We start from the raw sequence: 21,030 nt of genomic DNA on the forward strand, positions 1-21,030 counted from the left end.
GGATGGGCCGCCGTGCGGCCCGTCTGCACGTACTATCGCTGCCCGCTGGCCGAGCCCCTCGACCCGCTTCCTGCCCCCGTGAACGACAAGAGGTAACGGCATGAAAACCTGGATCTGTGTGGTCTGCGGCCTGATCTACGACGAAGCCAAGGGCTGGCCCGAGGAAGGCATCCCGGCCGGCACGGCCTGGGGCGATGTGCCGGAGGACTGGGTCTGCCCGGATTGCGGCGTGGGCAAGGCCGACTTCGACATGCAGGAAATCTGACCCCTCCGGGGCGCCTCCAGAAACGTGGGCGAGGCCGTCAGGCCGGCAGCCCCTGGAAGTGCCCCTCTAGGCGCTGCGCGCGCCCTTCAGGCAGTCGTCCACCCACCGGCGGCTACCCTGCAACACCGCTTCCTGCGCGGGCTGGCTGGCCAGCATGCGCGCCACCACCAGGGCACCTACGCACTGGGCGAGCAGCGCCCAGGCCAGGTCGCCATCCTCGAGGATCGACGCCCAGGCGCGCTGCAGTTGCAGCAGCCAGTGCTCGGCCGTTTCCCTGACCACGGCATCCGCCCGGGCGATCTCGGCCCCGAGGGCGGGAATGGCGCAGCCGGCAGCAGGGTCCTGCACGTGGGCCAGGCTCAGGTAGTGGTGCAGGCAGCGCTGCAGGCGGGCGCGGTCGAAGCCCGGTTCACGCGCGGCCTGGCCGATCAGGCTGCCGGACAGTTCGCGCTCGACCACGGCGGTGAAGAGGTCGTCCTTGGAGGGGAAGTGGCTGTAGAAGGCGCCGCCGGTGAGGCCGATGGCCTTCATCAGGGCGTCCACGCCGGTGCTGGCGAAACCGCCGCCCTTGGCGATGGCGCCGCTGCTTTCCAGCAGTTTCTGGCGGGTTTCTTCCTTGTGGCTGGGGGAGTAACGCATGGGGCTTTCCTCGCTTGACGCTGGCGCGGACTGTAGCATAACGTCCGTTCACCTAACGATCGTTTACCCAAGGTGATCCGCGATGACCCGTCAGGACAATACGAACAAGGTGGTGCTGGTGATCGGCGCCGGGGACGCCACGGGCGGAGCCATCGCCAAGCGTTTCGCCCGCGAGGGCTATATCGCCTGCGTGACCCGCCGCAGCGCGGACAAGCTGCAGGCGCTGGTGGACGAGATCCGCGCCGAAGGCGGCCAGGCCTTCGGCTTCGGCTCGGACGCCCGCAAGGAGGAGGAGGTGAACGCGCTGGTGGAGCAGATCGAGCGTGACATCGGCCTGATCGAGGCCTTCGTCTTCAACATCGGCGCCAACGTTCCGTGCAGCATCCTCGACGAGACGCCGCGCAAGTACTTCAAGATCTGGGAGATGGCCTGCTTCGCCGGCTTCCTCACCAGCCAGGCGGTGGCCAAGCGCATGGTCACCCGCGAGCGCGGCACGCTGCTGTTCACCGGGGCCACGGCGGGCTTGCGCGGGGCGGCCGGTTTCGCCGCCTTCGCCGGGGCCAAGCACGCCATCCGCGCGCTGGCCCAGAGCATGGCGCGGGAGCTGGGGCCGAGGAACATCCACGTCGCTCATGTGGTGGTGGACGGTGCCATCGACACGGCGTTCATCCGCGACACCTTCCCCGACCTCTACGCGCGCAAGGACCAGGACGGCATCCTCGACCCCGAGCACATCGCCGACAACTACTGGTTCCTGCACAGCCAGCCGCGGGATGCGTGGACGTTCGAGCTGGATCTACGCCCCTGGATGGAACGCTGGTGATTACTGACGGCCGGCTGCGCGACGCTCAGGCGTTGTTGGCGTGGCGCCGTGAAATGCTCATTGGCAGACGCCAACTCCGCTTTCCCGACGCGCCGCCGCCTAGCCTGAGTGCCGCTCGCTCGGCCTCGACTCCGTAGCGTTATTTGAAGGACAAAAAATGAACAAGAGCGTCGAATTCTTCTTTGATCTGGGCAGCCCGGCCAGCTACCTGGCCTGGACCCAGCTGCCGGCACTGTGCGCCCGCCACGGTGCAGCGCTGCGCTACCGGCCGATGTTGCTGGGCGGGGTGTTCCAGGCCACCGGCAACGCCTCGCCCATCAGCGTGCCGGCCAAGGGGCGCTACACCCTGGTGGACATGCTGCGCTTCGCCCGCCGCTACGGCGTGCCGATGGTGTTCAACCCGCACTTCCCGATCAACACCCTGGCCCTGATGCGCATCGCCACCGGCCTGCAGCTGCACGAACCGGAGCGCTTCGAGGCGTACCTGGACGCGGCCTTCCGCGCGCTCTGGCAGGATTCGAAGAACCTGGGCGATCCGGCCGTGCTGGCGGCCGTGCTGGAAGGGGCCGGCTTCGACCCGGCGGCCGTGCAGGCACTGGCGGCCGACACGGAGGTGAAGGAGGCGCTGAAGGCGGCCACCGAGGAGGCGGTCAGGCGCGGGGTGTTCGGGGCGCCCACCTGCTTCGTGGGCACGGAGATGTTCTTCGGTCAGGACCGCCTGGACTTCGTCGAGGAGGCCCTCAGGCCTGCATGAGGCGGGCCGGCAGGCGATCCAGCAGCGAGGGGTCGAGGCGCAGCAGGCGGGCGGAGCGCTCGTCCAGCAGGTCACGCGGGGCGGCGTTGGCGGGCAGGCGCAGGAGGCCGGCGCAGAGGTTCATGGTCAGCGCCTCGCGGGAGAACACGCCGCTGCCCAGGCCGTAGAAGGCCGCCACCAGTTCGCGCAGGCCGAAGGGCAGGCGCCAGCGGATGCGCAGGGCGGAGCCGAAACCGGCGGCGCGCTTGCGCATCACGGTTTCCAGGGCATCGTCCTCCAGGGTGCCGCCGGCGTCCTGCCAGTCCTGCAGGCTGCGCAGCAGGGCCAGTTCGCCCATGTTGTGCAGCAGGCCGGCGGTGTAGCAGAGCTCGGCATCCAGGTCGAGTTCGCTGGCCATCCAGTAGCCCAGCTCGGCGCTGCGCTGGGCCTCGCGCCAGGCGATGTCGGCCAGCTCGGCCAGGCGCGGGTCGCGCAGCCGGGCGTTGCGCTCCAGGGCCATGCCGAGCACGAGGTTGAGCACACGGGTCACGCCCAGGCGCTGCAGGGCCTGGGTGAGGGTCTGGCAGGGCGTGCCCAGGTGCTGGGCGGCGCTGTTGGCGGCGGCGATCAGCCGGGCGGTGATCTGCGGGTCGCGGGAGAAGACTTCGTCGAGGTCACGCAGGTCGAGGTCGCTGGCCTGCAGGCAGCGGCTGACGGCGTCGCGCACGTCACTGAGCAGGGGGGCGCCCTGCCCTTCCTCGCGCACGCTGTCGAGGTATTCCTCCAGGGTGGCCACCAGCAGCGGCGCGGCCGGCTCGCGGCCTTCGCCGGCGGGCAGCAGGCTGGCCAGGCGCTGGCGCAGGCTCTCGGCATTGAAGGGCTTGCCCAGGTAAGCGGACGGCGCCAGGGGCAGCACGGCGCGCACGCTGCCGGCATCCACCCGGGCGCTGATGAGCACGAACGGCAGCATGGGGGTGCGCGGGTGGCGACGCAGCTGGCGCAGCAGCTCCAGGCCGCCACCGCCCTGCAGTTCACCGTCGGCGATCACCAGGTCGGGCAGGCGGCGCTTGCAGCGCGCCAGGGCGGTGGGCGCGTCGGCGACGCGGACGAGGTTGGCGTCGGCGCGGATATCCAGCACCAGTTGGGCGAGCAGGTCGGCCGTCCACGGGTCTGCCTCGGCAATCAGGACTTCCGGAACCTTGGCGTGGGCGGTCATGGGTACCTCGGGCTACTGCGGGAGTGCCGTGAGTGGGTGCGACGGAGTTGGCAAAAATGAAGGCGACAAGTCTAAAGCGCCGATGAAGGGCTGAGTAGTGGCCCGATGGCATATTGACCGACTGGATGAAATCGGCTTGATCCGGGGCAAAAAAAGACCCGCCGAAGCGGGTCTCAAGTACGCCTGGCTGGTGAGCCTCAGGCGAGTTCGTCGAAGCACTCGGCGACGATGGCCAGGCCCTTGTCGAGCTGGGCATCGGGGATGGTCACCGGCATCAGGAAGCGGATCACGTTGTAGTAGGTGCCGCAGGACAGCAGGATCAGGCCTTTCTCACGGGCACGGGCCACGATCTTGCCAACCAGCTCGGCAGCGGGCTTGTGCACGTCGCCGCCTTCGAACAGTTCGATGGCGATCATGGAGCCCAGGCCGCGGACGTCGCCGATGACCTTGTGCTTGGCAGCGATGTCACGCAGGCCAGCCTTGAGGCGCTCGCCAACAGCCTGGCTGCGCTCCAGCAGTTTCTCTTCGTCGAACACCTTCAACACGGCCAGGGCCGCGGCGCAGGCGATCGGGCTGCCGGCGTAGGTGCCGCCCAGGCCACCGGGGGCGATGGCGTCCATGATCTCGGCCTTGCCGCACACGCCGGAGATGGGGAAGCCGCCGCCGACGGATTTGGCGAAGGTGGTCAGGTCCGGGGTGATGCCCAGTTGCTCGGTGGCGAAGAAGGTGCCGGTACGGCCGGCGCCGGTCTGTACTTCGTCAGCGATCAGCAGGATGCCGTGCTGGTCGCACAGGGCGCGCAGGCGCTGCATGAAGGCCTTGGAGTTGACGTAGAAGCCACCTTCGCCCTGGACCGGCTCGATGATGATCGCGGCGATGTCCTGGGGCTGGGCGTCGTTCTTGAAGATGCGCTCGATGCTGGCGATGGAGTCGTCTTCGCTCACGCCGTGCAGTTCGCACGGGGCCAGGGCACGGAACACGCCGCCGGGCATCAGGCCCATGCCGGCGGAGTACGGAACCACCTTGCCGGTCAGGGACAGGGTCATCATGGTGCGGCCGTGGTAGGCGCCGGTGAAGGCGATGACGCCGGCACGGCCGGTGGCGGCGCGGGCGATCTTGACGGCGTTCTCGACGGCTTCGGAGCCGGAGGTGACCAGCAGGGTCTTCTTGGCGAAGTCACCCGGTACGCGCTTGGCGATCTCTTCGCAGAGCTCGATGTAGGGCTCGTAGGCCAGTACCTGGAAGCAGGTGTGGGACAGCTTGGTCAGCTGCTCCTGGACAGCGGCGATCACCTTCGGGTGCAGGTGGCCGGTGTTCAGCACGGCGATGCCGCCGGCGAAGTCGATGTACTCGCGGCCATCCACGTCCCAGACGGTGGCGTTCTCGGCGCGCTCGGCGACGACCGGGTGGATCTGGCCAACACCACGGGCTACAGCGGCGGCACGGCGTTTCAGCAGGGATTCGTTCTTGCTCATGTCTTCCTCACGGCCGCTCATCGGGCGGCGCAGTCTCAAGGATGAATACCCCCGGTGGGCGCTTGCGCAGCATTCGATGATCGACTGCGCAGGCCCGCCGGAGGTTCGTCGGTTCAGGTTGTGGAGCTGGGGCGCCGCGCGCTCTTTCGCGCCTTGCCCCGTCTTTGCATCAGGTTCAGATCCCGCCGAGGCAGAGGTACTTGATTTCCAGGTAGTCCTCGATGCCGTACTTGGAGCCTTCGCGACCCAGGCCGGAGGCCTTGATGCCGCCGAACGGCGCCACTTCGTTGGAGATCAGGCCGGTGTTGATGCCCACCATGCCGTATTCCAGCGCCTCGGCCACGCGGAACACGCGGCCCAGGTCACGGGCGTAGAAGTAGGAGGCCAGGCCGAACTCGGTGTCGTTGGACATGGCGATGACTTCGGCCTCGTCCTTGAAGCGGAACAGCGGGGCCAGCGGGCCGAAGGTCTCTTCCTTGGCGACAGCGGCGTTCTTCGGTACGTCGACCAGGATGGTCGGCTCGAAGAAGGTGCCACCCAGGGCGTGGGGCTTGCCGCCGGAAACGACCTTGGCGCCTTTGCTGACGGCGTCCTGGATGTGTTCCTGGACCTTGGCCACGGCCTTCTCGTCGATCAGCGGGCCGGTGGTGACGCCGTCTTCGAGGCCGTTGCCGATGTTGAGCTTGGCCACGGCGGCCTTGAGCTTCTCGACGAAGGCGTCATACACGCCGTCCTGCACGTACAGGCGGTTGGCGCAGACGCAGGTCTGGCCGTTGTTGCGGTACTTGGAGATCAATGCGCCTTCGACGGCGGCGTCCAGGTCGGCGTCGTCGAACACGATGAAGGGGGCGTTGCCGCCCAGCTCCAGGGACACCTTCTTGATGTCCTGGGCGCATTCGGCCATCAGCTGGCGACCGATCTCGGTGGAGCCGGTGAAGGACAGCTTGCGCACGGTGGGGTTGCTGGTCAGCTCGCTACCCACTTCACCGGCGCTGCCGGTGACGACGCTGAACACGCCTTTGGGGATGCCGGCGCGCTCGGCCAGCTCGGCCAGGGCGAGGGCGGAGTACGGGGTCTGGGAAGCAGGCTTGAGCACCATGGTGCAGCCGGCGGCCAGGGCCGGGCCGGCCTTGCGGGTGATCATCGCAGCGGGGAAGTTCCACGGGGTGATGGCCGCGGTCACGCCGATGGGCTGCTTGATGACGATCAGGCGCTTGTCCGGCTGGTGGCCGGGGATGACGTCGCCGTAGATGCGCTTGGCTTCTTCGGCAAACCATTCGATGAAGGAGGCGGCGTAGGCGATCTCACCCTTGGCTTCGGCCAGCGGCTTGCCCTGCTCCAGGGTCATCAGGCGGCCCAGGTCGTCCTGGTTGGCCATCATCAGTTCGAACCAGCGACGCAGCTTGGCCGCACGCTCCTTGGCAGTGAGGGCACGCCAGGCCGGCAGAGCACGTTCGGCAGCTTCGATGGCACGGCGGGTCTCGGCAGCGCCCATCTTCGGAACGGTACCCAGGATCTCACCCGTGGCCGGGTTGTTGACCTTGATGGTCTGGCCGCTGTCAGCGTCCAGCCAGGCCCCGTCGATGTAGGCTTTCTGGCGGAACAGCGTGGCATCTTTCAATTGCATCTCTGTCTCCTTCGCACCGGTTACAAGGAGCCGGGGTCCGTTGTTTTTGTTCGGCCAACCCCAGGATTGGCCAGGAAAGGAAGTCGATTGCAGCAGCCGGGCTTGGCAGTGCAAGGGGCGTTTGAAATCTCAAACGAATGCTAGGGCCAGAGGCATCAAAGGGCAATACTACGTTCGATAAAACAGACAAAAAAATGAGCGCCCGTCGGGTTTTGCTGTGCAGAATCCGTTACGAGGAGCGTGCGCGTTCAATATTCAGAACACACCACGCAAAATGGACTCCGACGTCACGTGCAGGTATGATTGCGCGCTCTCAAGCATCCGTAGCTCAGCTGGATAGAGTACTGCCCTCCGAAGGCAGGGGTCGTGGGTTCGAATCCCGCCGGATGCGCCAGACAACGAAAGGCCCCCTGGAGAAATCCAGGGGGCCTTTGTGTTTCTGCCTCCGTCCGGAGGCTGCCTCTTCACGACGGCCCGATTCCCGCGAGGCGAGCCGCCCGCAGGGCGAGCCAGAGAACGGTGACGTCTTCGGTGCTGTCCAGGGAACGGCCCGTGATCGCTTCGATACGCCGCATGCGATACACCAGGGTCTGCTTGTGGACATGTAGGCGCTGGGCGGCCGCCTGCCAGGAGCGATTCTCTTCGAGAAAGACCTGCAGGCTGTGCAGCAGCGGCGCACCTTGGGCTCGCTCCTGTTCCAGCAATGGGCCTAGCGTCTGCCGCGCAGTGCGCTCGGCTTCATCCAGGGAGCGGGGCAGCCAGGGCGCCCCCGGCCCCAGGGTGGCGTAGAGGATCAGGGGCATCAGGGGGCCTGCATGCGCGAGAGCGAGACGTGCTTCGCGCAGCGCGTCGGCAAATCGCTCGGGCCGTTCCACCGGGTTGCTCGCTCCCAGCTCTGCGCCCAACTCGGCCTGCAGTTCGCCAATCCGCTCAGCGGGTTGAAGCAGGACGATCTCATGGCCCTGGATCCGCAGCAGACCGCGCTGGCCCCAGCGCTGCAGAATGTCTTCCCTGCCTGGAGCGTCTTCGAGCGGCATCCGAGCAATGCACAGCTGCAATGCGGTGAGCGGCAGGCCCGGCATGAGCGCCTGCAGGCGCTGCTCGGCTTGATGGGACGCTGCGCGCCCGTTCAACAGGTCATCCAGAAGCTCGGAACCCAGGCGCAGCCGGCGCTCGCTCTCGACGTGCATGCGTTCGAGCTCGATTCCCACGATCGCGAGCAGGTGATGCAGCAGCGCGTAGTCGGGCAGTTCACCAGCGCGGACCACCAGCAGGCAGTCGGGCTTCGATGGCAGGGCCATGCCCAGCATCTCGCCATCGGGATGGGGATAACGCTGCAACATGGGCGAGAGCCCTGTGCGCCCATGAGCGCGCGTTTGCCTGATGGTCAGTCGGGCGCTTTCGGCAAGGGCTGGCAAGGCTTCATCCCAAGGCGACAGGGTGCGGCTGTCGATCAGGTGAAGTGCCGCTGCGACGTCCTTTTCCAGCCGGGCCAGGAGTGGCGCCAGCCCGAGGCCACCCAGGCTCAACCGGGCGGTTTCGTAGATGCGCTGGAGCGCCAGGTGCCGTTCGCGCTCGATGCTGCGTCCGGCATCGGCGATGGCGCGGGTAACTGCGGCAAAGGGGACGCCGTACTCGGTGAAGACAAGGGGAAAGCCCAGGCACTCCGCGGCGTCGCACAGCGCTGCGAGGTCAGCTGGCGCTTGCATGTCTTCGCCGATCATCAGGCCGGCCAGACCGGCCTCCATGAGTCGCTGGACATAGCGACGCTGCTCCGAGGGAGCGGCGGGGATACCGAGACCTGTGCTCATGAGCAGGTCCCCCTCCCCGAGCCATTCGGTGGGATCGGGGAGCTCGCAGACATGGGCCCAGCGAACGGGTCGATCAAGGCCGGCGGCTCCGCTCACCAGTCGCGAGCGGAGTGCCGGTAGGGTGAGGAGTTCTCGCAGGGTGAAGGGCATGTCCAGGCTGCTCCAGGGTTGAGCGACCAGTGTAATCGCCAGGGGCCGCCGGTCCGGACCTCACCAGCTGGCCGGCAGCATGCCGAGTGCGGAGGCGATGGCGTAGAGGCCACTGGCGGCGAAGATGAGGATGATCGCGACCTGGATCATGGGGTGCGCATACCAGCCACAGGTGAATGCAGGCGCCTGGTCACCGGAGCGGCGCGCGGCGTTGAGCAGCAGGATAGGGATGATGCCCATCAACACACCACCGAAGGTGCCGGCGAAATAGAGGGCGTTGACGAAGCCGCCGATGCCGGAATAGGCCAGCAGGAAGGGCGGTACGGAGACCAGGGCGAGAACCAGGAGGCGCTTGCGCCGGTTGCGCTCGCTACCCAGGCGGAAATGGTCGAAGAAGTTGGTGAACAGGCAGCCACCCAGCCCCCAGTAAGAGGTCAGCATGGCCAGCAAGGCGAAGGTGTTGGCGGTGTAGTAGGCCCACTGCCCGAGGGATCGGCCCCAACTGAGCGTGGCCACTTCGCTGAGATTCTCGGGCCCTACCAGGGCGATCACGGAAGCGGGTATCGCGGCGACCAGGATAAAGGTGAGGACCATGCCGAGGATGATCAGCCATGGGAGTCGCCTGGGCGTCGTGAGGTTACCGCGCACCAGTTCCGGCACCAGGAACTGAGCGCCAAAGACGAATACGGCGAGGTTGAAGATGGGGACCACGTACTGCCAGTCACTTCGCCACAGGTAGGCGATGCGGGTGTCCGCATGAGTGAGGGTGGCGGCGATCAGTACGCAGACGATCAGCACCATGCCGGTACTGATGAGCTTTTCTCCGATGCCAAGGGCCTTGAGGCCGAGGTAGAGAACCAGCGCGGAGGGGATGAAGAACACCAGGCTGCCCATCTCCCGAGTCAGGCCGTACTGGCCGAAGAAGTCGGCCATGATGTTGCCGCTGCCGCTCATGTAGGCGACCAGGGCGCCATAGCTGTTGGCAGCGACGGCAATGAAGATCAGCCAACCTCCGAACGTGCCCAGGTAGCGCCGCGCGAGGCCGCTGAGCTGATTGTTGCCACGTGTGCGCAGGCAGGCTTCTGCGACGTAGAGCATGGTGATGATGCAGAAGAAACAGGTGATGGCGAGGCAGGCGAGCAACGGCAGGTAGCCGACCTTGCGTGCGGCGTAGGCCATGCTGAGCACGCCGGCGCCGATATTGGTGCCGATGATGATGGCGACGGTCTCGAGCGAGCCCAGGGCATGGGCTTCGAGGCCGGATTCCGTTTCGATTCGTTGGTTGATGCCCATTTGTTATGTCCTCTTTTATTGGGATCAGGGGGGAGTGAGGCGGCCTCTCAGGTGCAGCACGCTGCGGGATACAGCCCTTCAGCCTTTATCCTCCAGGCCGGCGGGGGCGAAGCGGGCGAGGAAGCGGTAGAGGGGGGCAGGCTCATCGTTCTTCAGCTCTGCGCGCTCCTTGCGCATCACGGCGCTGCGCACCAGAGAACCGCCGATGTAGCGCAGGGGTTCAGGCGGGAACCGGCGACAGCGACGCTCCACCAGCGGGCAGCGACTCCAGGCATCGTCACGCCCCAGGGCCAGGCTGGCGAGGATGCGGCCGCCGAGGCGACTGGGGCCGACGCCATTGCCGCTCCAGCCGATGCCGTAGTGGATGTTGGTATGTCCGGCGAGCCGACCGAATACGGGCAGGCTGTCGTAGGTGCGGTCGATCGGGCCGGACCAGCGGTGAGTGATGCCGACGTCGTTGAGCATGGGATAGGTACGGCGCAGATCGGCCTCGGTAAGGCGAAGACTGGGCGAGTGATCACTGAAGGTGGCGTCAATCTGCGAACCATACGCGAGGGCTCCGGTGCCCTTGCCGAATGCGATGCGACCGTCGTGGGTGGTTCGGTAGTAGTCGACCATCAACTGGGAGTCGGTAATGGCTTCGCCACCGGTCCAGCCGATCTCGGCCAGTCGATGGGGAATCGCCTCGGTAACGACGATGGAGCTGTTGACGGGCACTATCGCACTGGCGAGTTCGGGCAATGCGGCTGCCCAGGCGTTGGTGGCAAGCACGACGCGGTCCGCTCGGATACTGGCACTGGCTGTACTCACCTCCACGGGCTCGCCGGGGCTGATGGCGGTCACTCCGGTGTGCTCGTGGATCTCCACACCGTTGGCCAGCGCTACCCGTCGCATTCCGCTTACCAACAGAGCGGGCTGAACGGTGGCGTTGCTGCGTTCGAAGACTCCTGCCAGATGCACGCGGGAGCCTGTTCGCCGGGCCACCTCATTGGCATCGACCCGCTCGAATGGGCTCACACCCAGTCGCTCACAGGCAGCGAGCGTCGTATTCCAGGTATCGACGTGTCGTGAGGTGGTGGCGGTCCACAGCCAACCTGCCTGCCGGTAATGGGCGTCGATCTGGTGCTCCTCGCAGAACTCCCCGAGCTCGGAAATGGCACGCTCGGCCTGTTCGCCCAGGAAGCGTGCCTGGTTGGCATCGCAGAAGCTCAGGAGGGTTCCGATCTTGGGCCACCAGGACATCACGAATCCTCCATTGCGTCCGGATGCACCGCCGCCACAGACATCCTGCTCGACCAGCATGACGCGCGCCTGGGGCTCCATTTGCTTGATGGAAAGGGCTGTCCAAAGCCCGACGAAGCCACCACCGACGATGAGGACATCAACCTTGTGCTTGCCAGTCAGAGGAGCGAACGGGCTCTCATCATGCTCGATGGACTCCATCCAATAGCTGGCCTTGAGGGGAGGGGTAAGCGTTAGCTTCATGTCGAAGACCGGGCTCGAAGAGTAATTCGAGCCAGTCTCAGGGAGGGCCACCCAGGCAACAATCAGGCGTTATTAGGAAATGTCACGCCCTGTTCGTACGAAGGTATGAAGCTACTTGGCCAAGCGAGCGTGCTGCAAAGGAAGGGGAGTCGGAAATACTCGAAGCGGGACTGGGGTTATCCCCAGCAGACTTTTCTTTCGCTCAAAGTCAAACCCCCGACCATCTTTCGATGATCGGGGGTTTGGTATAGGTGCTTGACGATGACCTACTCTCACATGGGGAAACCCCACACTACCATCGGCGATGCATCGTTTCACTACTGAGTTCGGGATGGGATCAGGTGGTTCCAACGCTCTATGGTCGTCAAGCAATTCTTTAGGGTGATCGTCGAGACGCTCACCCGAATTCGGGTATGTGACAGTACTTTGCGGTTCAATCGAACTTTCGGTTTGTCGACTTCACCAACAACACCAGATTGTTTGGGTGTTATATGGTCAAGCCTCACGGGCAATTAGTATTGGTTAGCTCAACGCCTCACAGCGCTTACACACCCAACCTATCAACGTCGTAGTCTTCGACGGCCCTTTAGGGGATTCAAGATCCCAGTGAGATCTCATCTTGAGGCGAGTTTCCCGCTTAGATGCTTTCAGCGGTTATCTCTTCCGAACATAGCTACCCGGCAGTGCCACTGGCGTGACAACCGGAACACCAGAGGTTCGTCCACTCCGGTCCTCTCGTACTAGGAGCAGCCCCTCTCAAATCTCAAACGTCCACGGCAGATAGGGACCGAACTGTCTCACGACGTTCTAAACCCAGCTCGCGTACCACTTTAAATGGCGAACAGCCATACCCTTGGGACCGGCTTCAGCCCCAGGATGTGATGAGCCGACATCGAGGTGCCAAACACCGCCGTCGATATGAACTCTTGGGCGGTATCAGCCTGTTATCCCCGGAGTACCTTTTATCCGTTGAGCGATGGCCCTTCCATACAGAACCACCGGATCACTAAGACCTACTTTCGTACCTGCTCGACGTGTCTGTCTCGCAGTCAAGCGCGCTTTTGCCTTTATACTCTGCGACCGATTTCCGACCGGTCTGAGCGCACCTTCGTACTCCTCCGTTACTCTTTGGGAGGAGACCGCCCCAGTCAAACTGCCCACCATACACTGTCCTCGATCCGGATGACGGACCAGAGTTAGAACCTCAAGCATGCCAGGGTGGTATTTCAAGGATGGCTCCACGAGAACTGGCGTCCTCGCTTCAAAGCCTCCCACCTATCCTACACAAGCAGGCTCAAAGTCCAGTGCAAAGCTACAGTAAAGGTTCACGGGGTCTTTCCGTCTAGCCGCGGATACACTGCATCTTCACAGCGATTTCAATTTCACTGAGTCTCGGGTGGAGACAGCGCCGCCATCGTTACGCCATTCGTGCAGGTCGGAACTTACCCGACAAGGAATTTCGCTACCTTAGGACCGTTATAGTTACGGCCGCCGTTTACCGGGGCTTCGATCAAGAGCTTCGCTTGCGCTAACCCCATCAATTAACCTTCCGGCACCGGGCAGGCGTCACACCCTATACGTCCACTTTCGTGTTTGCAGAGTGCTGTGTTTTTAATAAACAGTCGCAGCGGCCTGGTATCTTCGACCGGCATGGGCTTACGGAGTAAATCCTTCACCCTCACCGGCGCACCTTCTCCCGAAGTTACGGTGCCATTTTGCCTAGTTCCTTCACCCGAGTTCTCTCAAGCGCCTTGGTATTCTCTACCCAACCACCTGTGTCGGTTTGGGGTACGGTTCCTAGTTACCTGAAGCTTAGAAGCTTTTCCTGGAAGCATGGCATCGACCACTTCGTCATCTAAAAGATAACTCGTCATCAGCTCTCGGCATTGAGCGCCCGGATTTTCCTAAGCACCCTGCCTACCACCTTAAACTTGGACAACCAACGCCAAGCTGGCCTAGCCTTCTCCGTCCCTCCATCGCAGTAACTAGAAGTACGGGAATATTAACCCGTTTCCCATCGACTACGCTTTTCAGCCTCGCCTTAGGGGCCGACTCACCCTGCGTCGATTAACGTTGCGCAGGAACCCTTGGTCTTTCGGCGTGGGTGTTTTTCACACCCATTGTCGTTACTCATGTCAGCATTCGCACTTCTGATACCTCCAGCGAGCTTCTCAACTCACCTTCACAGGCTTACAGAACGCTCCTCTACCGCGTCACTTACGTGACACCCGCAGCTTCGGTGTGTGGTTTGAGCCCCGTTACATCTTCCGCGCAGGCCGACTCGACTAGTGAGCTATTACGCTTTCTTTAAAGGATGGCTGCTTCTAAGCCAACCTCCTAGCTGTCTAAGCCTTCCCACATCGTTTCCCACTTAACCACAACTTTGGGACCTTAGCTGGCGGTCTGGGTTGTTTCCCTTTTCACGACGGACGTTAGCACCCGCCGTGTGTCTCCCACGCTCGGCACTTCCAGGTATTCGGAGTTTGCATCGGTTTGGTAAGTCGGGATGACCCCCTAGCCGAAACAGTGCTCTACCCCCTGGAGTGATACGTGAGGCGCTACCTAAATAGCTTTCGAGGAGAACCAGCTATCTCCGAGCTTGATTAGCCTTTCACTCCGATCCACAAGTCATCCGCTACCTTTTCAACGGGAGTCGGTTCGGTCCTCCAGTCAGTGTTACCTAACCTTCAACCTGCTCATGGATAGATCGCCCGGTTTCGGGTCTATACCCAGCGACTAAACGCCCTATTAAGACTCGCTTTCGCTACGCCTCCCCTATTCGGTTAAGCTCGCCACTGAATATAAGTCGCTGACCCATTATACAAAAGGTACGCAGTCACCTAACAAAGTAGGCTCCCACTGCTTGTACGCATACGGTTTCAGGTTCTATTTCACTCCCCTCTCCGGGGTTCTTTTCGCCTTTCCCTCACGGTACTGGTTCACTATCGGTCAGTCAGTAGTATTTAGCCTTGGAGGATGGTCCCCCCATGTTCAGACAAAGTTTCACGTGCTCCGTCCTACTCGATTTCACTTCAAGGACCTTTTCGCGTACGGGGCTATCACCCACTATGGCCGCACTTTCCAGAGCGTTCCGCTAAAATCCAAGAAGCTTAAGGGCTAATCCCCGTTCGCTCGCCACTACTAAGGGAATCTCGGTTGATTTCTTTTCCTCAGGGTACTTAGATGTTTCAGTTCCCCTGGTTCGCCTCTTGCACCTATGGATTCAGTACAAGATACCTAGGTTATCCTAGGTGGGTTCCCCCATTCAGAGATCTCCGGATCAAAGTCTGTTTGCCGACTCCCCGAAGCTTATCGCAGGCTACCACGTCTTTCATCGCCTCTGACTGCCAAGGCATCCACCGTATGCGCTTCTTCACTTGACCATATAACCCCAAGCAATCTGCCAGTGGCCATGGTGTGAAGACGACATTCGCCGAAAATTCGCGCTTGAACTCGCAAATTTTGCCTTGAGTTGCTGAGTGCAGTGAAACACTCAACAAGTCACTTCTATCACATACCCAAATTTTTAAAGAACGTTCTGGCGCAAAGACCAGAAATCAATACCTGAACCAGGTACTCATTTCTGAACTTTCAGCGATTGTGTGGATGGTGGAGCCAAGGAGGATCGAACTCCTGACCTCCTGCGTGCAAAGCAGGCGCTCTCCCAGCTGAGCTATGGCCCCTTCAGACCTGCTGCGCCCTCGACAATTGGTGGGTCTGGGCAGATTCGAACTGCCGACCTCACCCTTATCAGGGGTGCGCTCTAACCAACTGAGCTACAGACCCAATCGTCACACTTTCGGGTCTAAACCCAATCGCTTTTCGCAAGTGAATCAAGCAATTCGTGTGGGAGCTTATGAAGAAGCTGATGTCTTCGATTAAGGAGGTGATCCAGCCGCAGGTTCCCCTACGGCTACCTTGTTACGACTTCACCCCAGTCATGAATCACTCCGTGGTAACCGTCCTCCTTGCGGTTAGACTAGCTACTTCTGGAGCAACCCACTCCCATGGTGTGACGGGCGGTGTGTACAAGGCCCGGGAACGTATTCACCGTGACATTCTGATTCACGATTACTAGCGATTCCGACTTCACGCAGTCGAGTTGCAGACTGCGATCCGGACTACGATCGGTTTTATGGGATTAGCTCCACCTCGCGGCTTGGCAACCCTTTGTACCGACCATTGTAGCACGTGTGTAGCCCTGGCCGTAAGGGCCATGATGACTTGACGTCATCCCCACCTTCCTCCGGTTTGTCACCGGCAGTCTCCTTAGAGTGCCCACCCGAGGTGCTGGTAACTAAGGACAAGGGTTGCGCTCGTTACGGGACTTAACCCAACATCTCACGACACGAGCTGACGACAGCCATGCAGCACCTGTGTCAGAGTTCCCGAAGGCACCAATCCATCTCTGGAAAGTTCTCTGCATGTCAAGGCCAGGTAAGGTTCTTCGCGTTGCTTCGAATTAAACCACATGCTCCACCGCTTGTGCGGGCCCCCGTCAATTCATTTGAGTTTTAACCTTGCGGCCGTACTCCCCAGGCGGTCGACTTATCGCGTTAGCTGCGCCACTAAGATCTCAAGGATCCCAACGGCTAGTCGACATCGTTTACGGCGTGGACTACCAGGGTATCTAATCCTGTTTGCTCCCCACGCTTTCGCACCTCAGTGTCAGTATCAGTCCAGGTGGTCGCCTTCGCCACTGGTGTTCCTTCCTATATCTACGCATTTCACCGCTACACAGGAAATTCCACCACCCTCTACCGTACTCTAGCTCAGTAGTTTTGGATGCAATTCCCAGGTTGAGCCCGGGGCTTTCACATCCAACTTGCTGAACCACCTACGCGCGCTTTACGCCCAGTAATTCCGATTAACGCTTGCACCCTTCGTATTACCGCGGCTGCTGGCACGAAGTTAGCCGGTGCTTATTCTGTTGGTAACGTCAAAACAGCAAGGTATTAACTTACTGCCCTTCCTCCCAACTTAAAGTGCTTTACAATCCGAAGACCTTCTTCACACACGCGGCATGGCTGGATCAGGCTTTCGCCCATTGTCCAATATTCCCCACTGCTGCCTCCCGTAGGAGTCTGGACCGTGTCTCAGTTCCAGTGTGACTGATCATCCTCTCAGACCAGTTACGGATCGTCGCCTTGGTGGGCCATTACCCCACCAACTAGCTAATCCGACCTAGGCTCATCTGATAGCGTGAGGTCCGAAGATCCCCCACTTTCTCCCGTAGGACGTATGCGGTATTAGCGTTCCTTTCGAAACGTTATCCCCCACTACCAGGCAGATTCCTAGGCATTACTCACCCGTCCGCCGCTGAATCATGGAGCAAGCTCCACTCATCCGCTCGACTTGCATGTGTTAGGCCTGCCGCCAGCGTTCAATCTGAGCCATGATCAAACTCTTCAGTTCAATACTGCTTGGGTTTTGAGAAAACCCTAAACTTGGCTCAGCAATCGCAAATAAACTCTCGAATTCACGAGTGTTACTTGTGTTGCTGATAATCAGTCGACTACCAGTCTTACATCACAAGCACCCACACGAATTGCTTGATTCAAATTTTTAAAGAGCGTTTCGATCAAGTCTTTCGTCTCAACCGAGGCCGCGCATTCTACAGCAGCCTTTCTTTCTGTCAAGCTGTTTTTCGAAGAATTTTTTCTTTCTACTCAACAACTTGCGCTTCGTTCGATTTCTCTTCCGAAGCGAGGCGCGCATTCTACAGCACCTCTTTCTTCCGTCAAGCTGTTTTTCGAAATTTTCTTTTCTACTCAACAACTTAGCTCGCTTGGCAGAGCGTTCCGCTTCAGCGAGGCGCGCATTCTACATGAGTGAAGATGGGTGTAAACCCCCTTTTCGGAAAAAGTTTACGCCTGGCTTCCAGGCCTCTTTATAGAGGTGGCTACACCACTCCTTCCTGCCGCAGACGCTCGATAGCCTCCGCCGACAGCCCCAGCACACGCTCCAGTACGGATGCCGTGTGCTCGCCCAGGCGCGGCGGTGCCATCCGGTACTCCACCGGCGTATCGGAGAGGCGCAGAGGGCTGGCCACCTGGGCCACCGCACCGGCCAGTGCATGGGGCAGTTCGACTTTCAGCCCCCGGGCCAGCACCTGGGGATCCTCGAATACCGCCGCCAGGTCGTTGATCGGTCCGCAGGGCACGCCGACCGCCTCCAGTGCAGCCACCCACTCGGCCGTGGTCTTGAATACGGTGGCCTGGCGAATCAGCGGGATCAGCTCCGCCCGGTTTGCCACCCGTGCCTTGTTGCTGGCAAAGCGCGGATCGTCCGCCCATTCCGGATGCCCGGCCACCTCACAGAACTTGCGGAACTGCCCGTCGTTGCCAACCGTGAGGATGAAATCACCATCCGCCGTGGGGAAATCCTGGTACGGCACGATATTCGGATGCGCATTGCCCAGGCGCCGAGGAGGAACGCCCGTAGTCAGGTAGTTCATCGCCTGGTTCGCCAGGCAGGCCACCTGCACATCCAGCAGCGCCATGTCGATGTGCTGTCCCCGGCCGGTGGTCTCACGGGCGGTCAGGGCCGCCAGGATGGCCACGCTGGAATAGAGCCCGGTAAGAATATCCGTCAGCGCCACCCCCACCTTCACAGGCCCGGCACCCTCTTCCTGGTCCGAACGACCGGTCAGGCTCATCAGCCCACCCAGCCCCTGGATCATGAAGTCGTAACCCGCCCGCTTGGCATAAGGGCCGAACTGACCGAAGCCGGTGATGGAGCAATAGATGAGCCGCGGGTTGATCGCCTTGAGCGACGCGTAGTCCAGCCCATAGGCCGCCAGCCCACCGACCTTGAAGTTCTCGATGAGGATGTCCGACTCCGCCGCCAACTTTCGCACCAGCGCCTGGCCTTCCGGCCGGGTGAAGTCGATGGTCACCGACTGCTTGTTGCGGTTGGCCGAGAGGAAGTACGCCGCCTCGCTGGTATCCCGCCCGCTTCCGTCCTTGAGGAAGGGCGGCCCCCAGGCGCGGGTATCGTCGCCACTCCCCGGCCGCTCCACCTTGATCACGTCGGCACCGAGGTCAGCAAGGATCTGCCCCGACCAAGGCCCGGCAAGCACACGGGACAGGTCGAGCACGCGGATATGGGAGAGGGCACCAGCCATGGAATCACCTGCGGAAGAAGAAAGAAGCAGAGCCGGGCCCCTCTATATATAGAAGGGCCCGGACAGGGACCGGATCAGAAGAACGCCTGGATACCGGTCTGCGCGCGGCCGAGGATCAGCGCATGCACGTCATGAGTGCCCTCGTAGGTGTTGACCACCTCCAGGTTCACCAGGTGACGGGCGATGCCGAACTCGTCGGAGATGCCGTTGCCGCCCAGCATGTCGCGAGCCATGCGCGCGATGTCCAGCGCCTTGCCGCAGCTGTTGCGCTTCATGATCGAAGTGATCTCCACCGCCGCCGTACCCTCGTCCTTCATCCGGCCGAGGCGCAGGCAGCCCTGCAGGGCCAGGGTGATCTCGGTCTGCATGTCGGCCAGCTTCTTCTGGATCAGCTGGTTGGCCGCCAGCGGGCGACCGAACTGGTGACGGTCCAGCACGTACTGGCGCGCGGTGTGCCAGCAGAACTCAGCGGCACCCAGCGCCCCCCAGGAGATGCCGTAGCGAGCCGAGTTCAGGCAGGTGAACGGACCTTTCAGGCCACGCACCTCAGGGAATGCGTTCTCCTCCGGCACGAACACGTTGTCCATCACGATCTCGCCGGTGATGGATGCACGCAGGCCCACCTTGCCGTGGATCGCCGGCGCACTCAGGCCTTCCCAGCCCTTCTCCAGCACGAAGCCGCGGATGTCGCCGGCATCGTCCTTCGCCCAGACCACGAACACATCGGCGATCGGGCTGTTGGTGATCCACATCTTGCTGCCGCTCAGGCGATAGCCGCCGTCCACCTTCTTCGCACGGGTCACCATCGAACCCGGGTCGGAACCATGGTTCGGCTCGGTCAGGCCGAAGCAGCCGATCCACTCACCGCTGGCCAGCTTCGGCAGGTACTTCTGCTTCTGCGCCTCGCTGCCGAACTCGTTGATCGGCACCATCACCAGAGACGACTGCACGCTCATCATCGAGCGGTAGCCGGAGTCGATGCGTTCCACTTCGCGGGCGATCAGCCCGTAGCACACGTAGTTCAGACCGCTGCCGCCGTACTCCACCGGAATGGTCGCGCCCAGCAGGCCCACTTCGCCCATCTCGCGGAAGATCGCCGGATCGGTCTGCTCATGACGGAAGGCCTCCAGCACGCGCGGCGCCAGCTTGTCCTCGGCGAACTGCTGGGCGCTCTCGCGCACCATGCGCTCCTCTTCGGTCAATTGCTGGTCCAGCAGCAACGGGTCGATCCAATTGAAGGAAGCTTTGGCAGCCATGGGCAGGTCCTCGAATAAGGGATGGGATCAGGCGGAGTGTCCGCGCGTTGTGGGGAACAATCCTAGACAGCGCCCCCAAGCCCGGCAAACGAGGTTTTCGCACCCTCTTGTGCTAATTTCTCACTCCGAACGCTTCATAGCCCCGCCAAAGGCCCGTCATTTGTGAGGTAGCCGTACAAAATGCGCCGCAAGATTCCCAGCACCAGCGCACTGGTCGCATTCGAATCCGCCGCCCGCCACCAGAGCTTCACCAAGGCGGCCGAAGAGCTGGCCCTCACCCAGAGCGCCATCTGCCGCCAGATCGGCGGCCTGGAGGACTTCCTCGGCATCGAACTGTTCCGCCGCTCCCGACGTGGCGTGAAGCTCACCGAAGCCGGCCTCGCCTACTCCCGGCGCATCGCCAGCCAGCTCGACGCCGTCGAGCGGGACACCCTCGCCGTCATGGGCCAGCAGGGCGCCATGGCCATCGAACTCGCCGTGGTCCCCACCTTCGGCACCCAATGGCTGCTGCCCCGGCTGAAGGACTTCCAGCGCCTGCACCCCGAAGTCACCGTCAACCTCACCAACCGCACCCGCCCCTTCCTGTTCGCCGACACCGACTTCGACGCCGCCCTGCACTTCGGCACCGCCGACTGGTCCGGCACCCAGTCCCACTTCCTCATGCACGAACATTCCGTACCGGTGTGCAGCCCCAGCCTGCTGGGCGGCCGGACCAGCCTCAGCGCCGAGGACATCGCCCGCCTGCCGCTGCTGCAGCAGACCACCCGCCCCTACGCCTGGCGCCAGTGGTTCAACTCCCTCGGCCTGAACGTCGCCCGCGACCTCAGCGGCCCACGCTACGAACTCTTCTCCATGCTCGCCCAGGCCGCCATGCACGAAATGGGCGTCGCCCTCATCCCCCCCTTCCTCATCCAGCGCGAACTGGAGGAAGGCCGTCTGGTCACCGCCCTCACCCACAGCTGCCGCAGCGACAAGGCCTATTACCTGTTCATTCCCGAGCGCAAGGTCGAGTCCGCCGTGCTCGGCGCCTTCCGCGACTGGCTGCTGGAAGCCGCCGCCCGGTATCGCCAGGAAGCAGGCGAATCCTGAGGCGAAACACCCCGCCCGGCTCCCTGTCACGCAAGGTGACAG

General features: G+C 62.3%; 13 protein-coding genes, 3 tRNA genes and 3 rRNA genes. 5 read left to right on the top strand and 14 right to left on the bottom strand.

Annotated elements, in window-relative coordinates; genetic code table 11:
• The first annotated feature begins 100 nt into the window (after positions 1 to 100).
• A complete protein-coding gene (locus PotMrB4_RS27340) occupies positions 101 to 265 on the top strand; it encodes a rubredoxin (protein WP_044401971.1) in 165 nt (54 codons plus the stop codon).
• Positions 266 to 331: 66 nt separating this feature from the next.
• Here PotMrB4_RS27340 and PotMrB4_RS27345 read toward each other — a convergent pair whose 3' ends face one another.
• Positions 332 to 904, bottom strand: coding sequence for a TetR/AcrR family transcriptional regulator (locus PotMrB4_RS27345; RefSeq protein WP_172434960.1), 573 nt, complete (start codon positions 902 to 904; stop codon positions 332 to 334).
• 82 nt (positions 905 to 986) lie between these two features.
• On the opposite strand from PotMrB4_RS27345, the gene PotMrB4_RS27350 reads away from it, so the two are divergent.
• Positions 987 to 1,727, top strand: a complete 741-nt coding sequence (locus tag PotMrB4_RS27350; protein ID WP_172434961.1) for an SDR family oxidoreductase — start codon at positions 987 to 989, stop codon at positions 1,725 to 1,727.
• A gap of 157 nt (positions 1,728 to 1,884) precedes the next feature.
• Complete coding sequence (locus PotMrB4_RS27355; RefSeq protein WP_172434962.1) at positions 1,885 to 2,481, top strand: 2-hydroxychromene-2-carboxylate isomerase; 597 nt, start codon at positions 1,885 to 1,887, stop codon at positions 2,479 to 2,481.
• On the opposite strand, the gene PotMrB4_RS27360 is transcribed toward PotMrB4_RS27355, so the two are convergent.
• The 3 genes from PotMrB4_RS27360 to gabD all read right to left on the bottom strand — a co-directional run bounded on the left by PotMrB4_RS27360 (position 2,468) and on the right by gabD (position 6,778).
• A complete protein-coding gene (locus PotMrB4_RS27360; RefSeq protein ID WP_172434963.1) occupies positions 2,468 to 3,676 on the bottom strand; it encodes an HDOD domain-containing protein in 1,209 nt (402 codons plus the stop codon). The genes PotMrB4_RS27355 and PotMrB4_RS27360 overlap by 14 nt on opposite strands.
• Positions 3,677 to 3,873: 197 nt before the next feature.
• Complete coding sequence (gene gabT, locus PotMrB4_RS27365; RefSeq protein WP_044402076.1) at positions 3,874 to 5,151, bottom strand: 4-aminobutyrate--2-oxoglutarate transaminase; 1,278 nt, start codon at positions 5,149 to 5,151, stop codon at positions 3,874 to 3,876.
• Between the two features lie 175 nt (positions 5,152 to 5,326).
• The gene (gene gabD, locus PotMrB4_RS27370; protein WP_044401960.1) at positions 5,327 to 6,778 is read right to left on the bottom strand and encodes an NADP-dependent succinate-semialdehyde dehydrogenase; all 1,452 of its coding nucleotides are present in this window, start codon (positions 6,776 to 6,778) and stop codon (positions 5,327 to 5,329) included.
• A gap of 317 nt (positions 6,779 to 7,095) precedes the next feature.
• Here gabD and PotMrB4_RS27375 point away from each other — a divergent pair.
• Positions 7,096 to 7,172 (top strand) — tRNA-Arg (locus tag PotMrB4_RS27375).
• A gap of 70 nt (positions 7,173 to 7,242) precedes the next feature.
• On the opposite strand, the gene PotMrB4_RS27380 is transcribed toward PotMrB4_RS27375, so the two are convergent.
• From PotMrB4_RS27380 to PotMrB4_RS27425, 10 genes are all read right to left on the bottom strand, one after another.
• The gene (locus tag PotMrB4_RS27380) at positions 7,243 to 8,739 is read right to left on the bottom strand and encodes a PucR family transcriptional regulator (RefSeq protein WP_172434964.1); all 1,497 of its coding nucleotides are present in this window, start codon (positions 8,737 to 8,739) and stop codon (positions 7,243 to 7,245) included.
• Positions 8,740 to 8,799: 60 nt separating this feature from the next.
• The gene (locus PotMrB4_RS27385) at positions 8,800 to 10,032 is read right to left on the bottom strand and encodes an aromatic amino acid transport family protein (RefSeq protein WP_172434965.1); all 1,233 of its coding nucleotides are present in this window, start codon (positions 10,030 to 10,032) and stop codon (positions 8,800 to 8,802) included.
• A 78-nt stretch (positions 10,033 to 10,110) separates the two neighbouring features.
• Positions 10,111 to 11,517, bottom strand: a complete 1,407-nt coding sequence (locus tag PotMrB4_RS27390) for an NAD(P)/FAD-dependent oxidoreductase (RefSeq protein WP_172434966.1) — start codon at positions 11,515 to 11,517, stop codon at positions 10,111 to 10,113.
• Between the two features lie 253 nt (positions 11,518 to 11,770).
• Positions 11,771 to 11,886, bottom strand: a 5S ribosomal RNA gene (rrf, locus tag PotMrB4_RS27395).
• A gap of 122 nt (positions 11,887 to 12,008) precedes the next feature.
• A 23S ribosomal RNA gene (locus PotMrB4_RS27400) occupies positions 12,009 to 14,900 on the bottom strand.
• 224 nt (positions 14,901 to 15,124) lie between these two features.
• A tRNA-Ala gene (locus PotMrB4_RS27405) sits at positions 15,125 to 15,200 on the bottom strand.
• A gap of 26 nt (positions 15,201 to 15,226) precedes the next feature.
• A tRNA-Ile gene (locus tag PotMrB4_RS27410) sits at positions 15,227 to 15,303 on the bottom strand.
• A 93-nt stretch (positions 15,304 to 15,396) separates the two neighbouring features.
• Positions 15,397 to 16,932: ribosomal RNA gene (locus PotMrB4_RS27415) — 16S ribosomal RNA — on the bottom strand.
• Together the 16S, 23S and 5S rRNA genes with 2 tRNA genes alongside form the textbook arrangement of a ribosomal RNA operon.
• A gap of 487 nt (positions 16,933 to 17,419) precedes the next feature.
• A complete protein-coding gene (locus PotMrB4_RS27420) occupies positions 17,420 to 18,643 on the bottom strand; it encodes a CaiB/BaiF CoA transferase family protein (protein ID WP_172434967.1) in 1,224 nt (407 codons plus the stop codon).
• A 74-nt stretch (positions 18,644 to 18,717) separates the two neighbouring features.
• Entirely contained in the window at positions 18,718 to 19,899 is a 1,182-nt protein-coding gene (locus tag PotMrB4_RS27425) for an acyl-CoA dehydrogenase (RefSeq protein ID WP_044403414.1), read from the bottom strand.
• 180 nt (positions 19,900 to 20,079) lie between these two features.
• Here PotMrB4_RS27425 and PotMrB4_RS27430 point away from each other — a divergent pair, with 180 nt between their 5' ends.
• Positions 20,080 to 20,988, top strand: a complete 909-nt coding sequence (locus PotMrB4_RS27430) for a LysR family transcriptional regulator (RefSeq protein WP_044403416.1) — start codon at positions 20,080 to 20,082, stop codon at positions 20,986 to 20,988.
• The last annotated feature ends 42 nt before the right edge of the window (positions 20,989 to 21,030 follow it).

Origin of the sequence: Metapseudomonas otitidis (assembly GCF_011397855.1) — a bacterium.
Lineage (GTDB): Bacteria > Pseudomonadota > Gammaproteobacteria > Pseudomonadales > Pseudomonadaceae > Metapseudomonas > Metapseudomonas otitidis.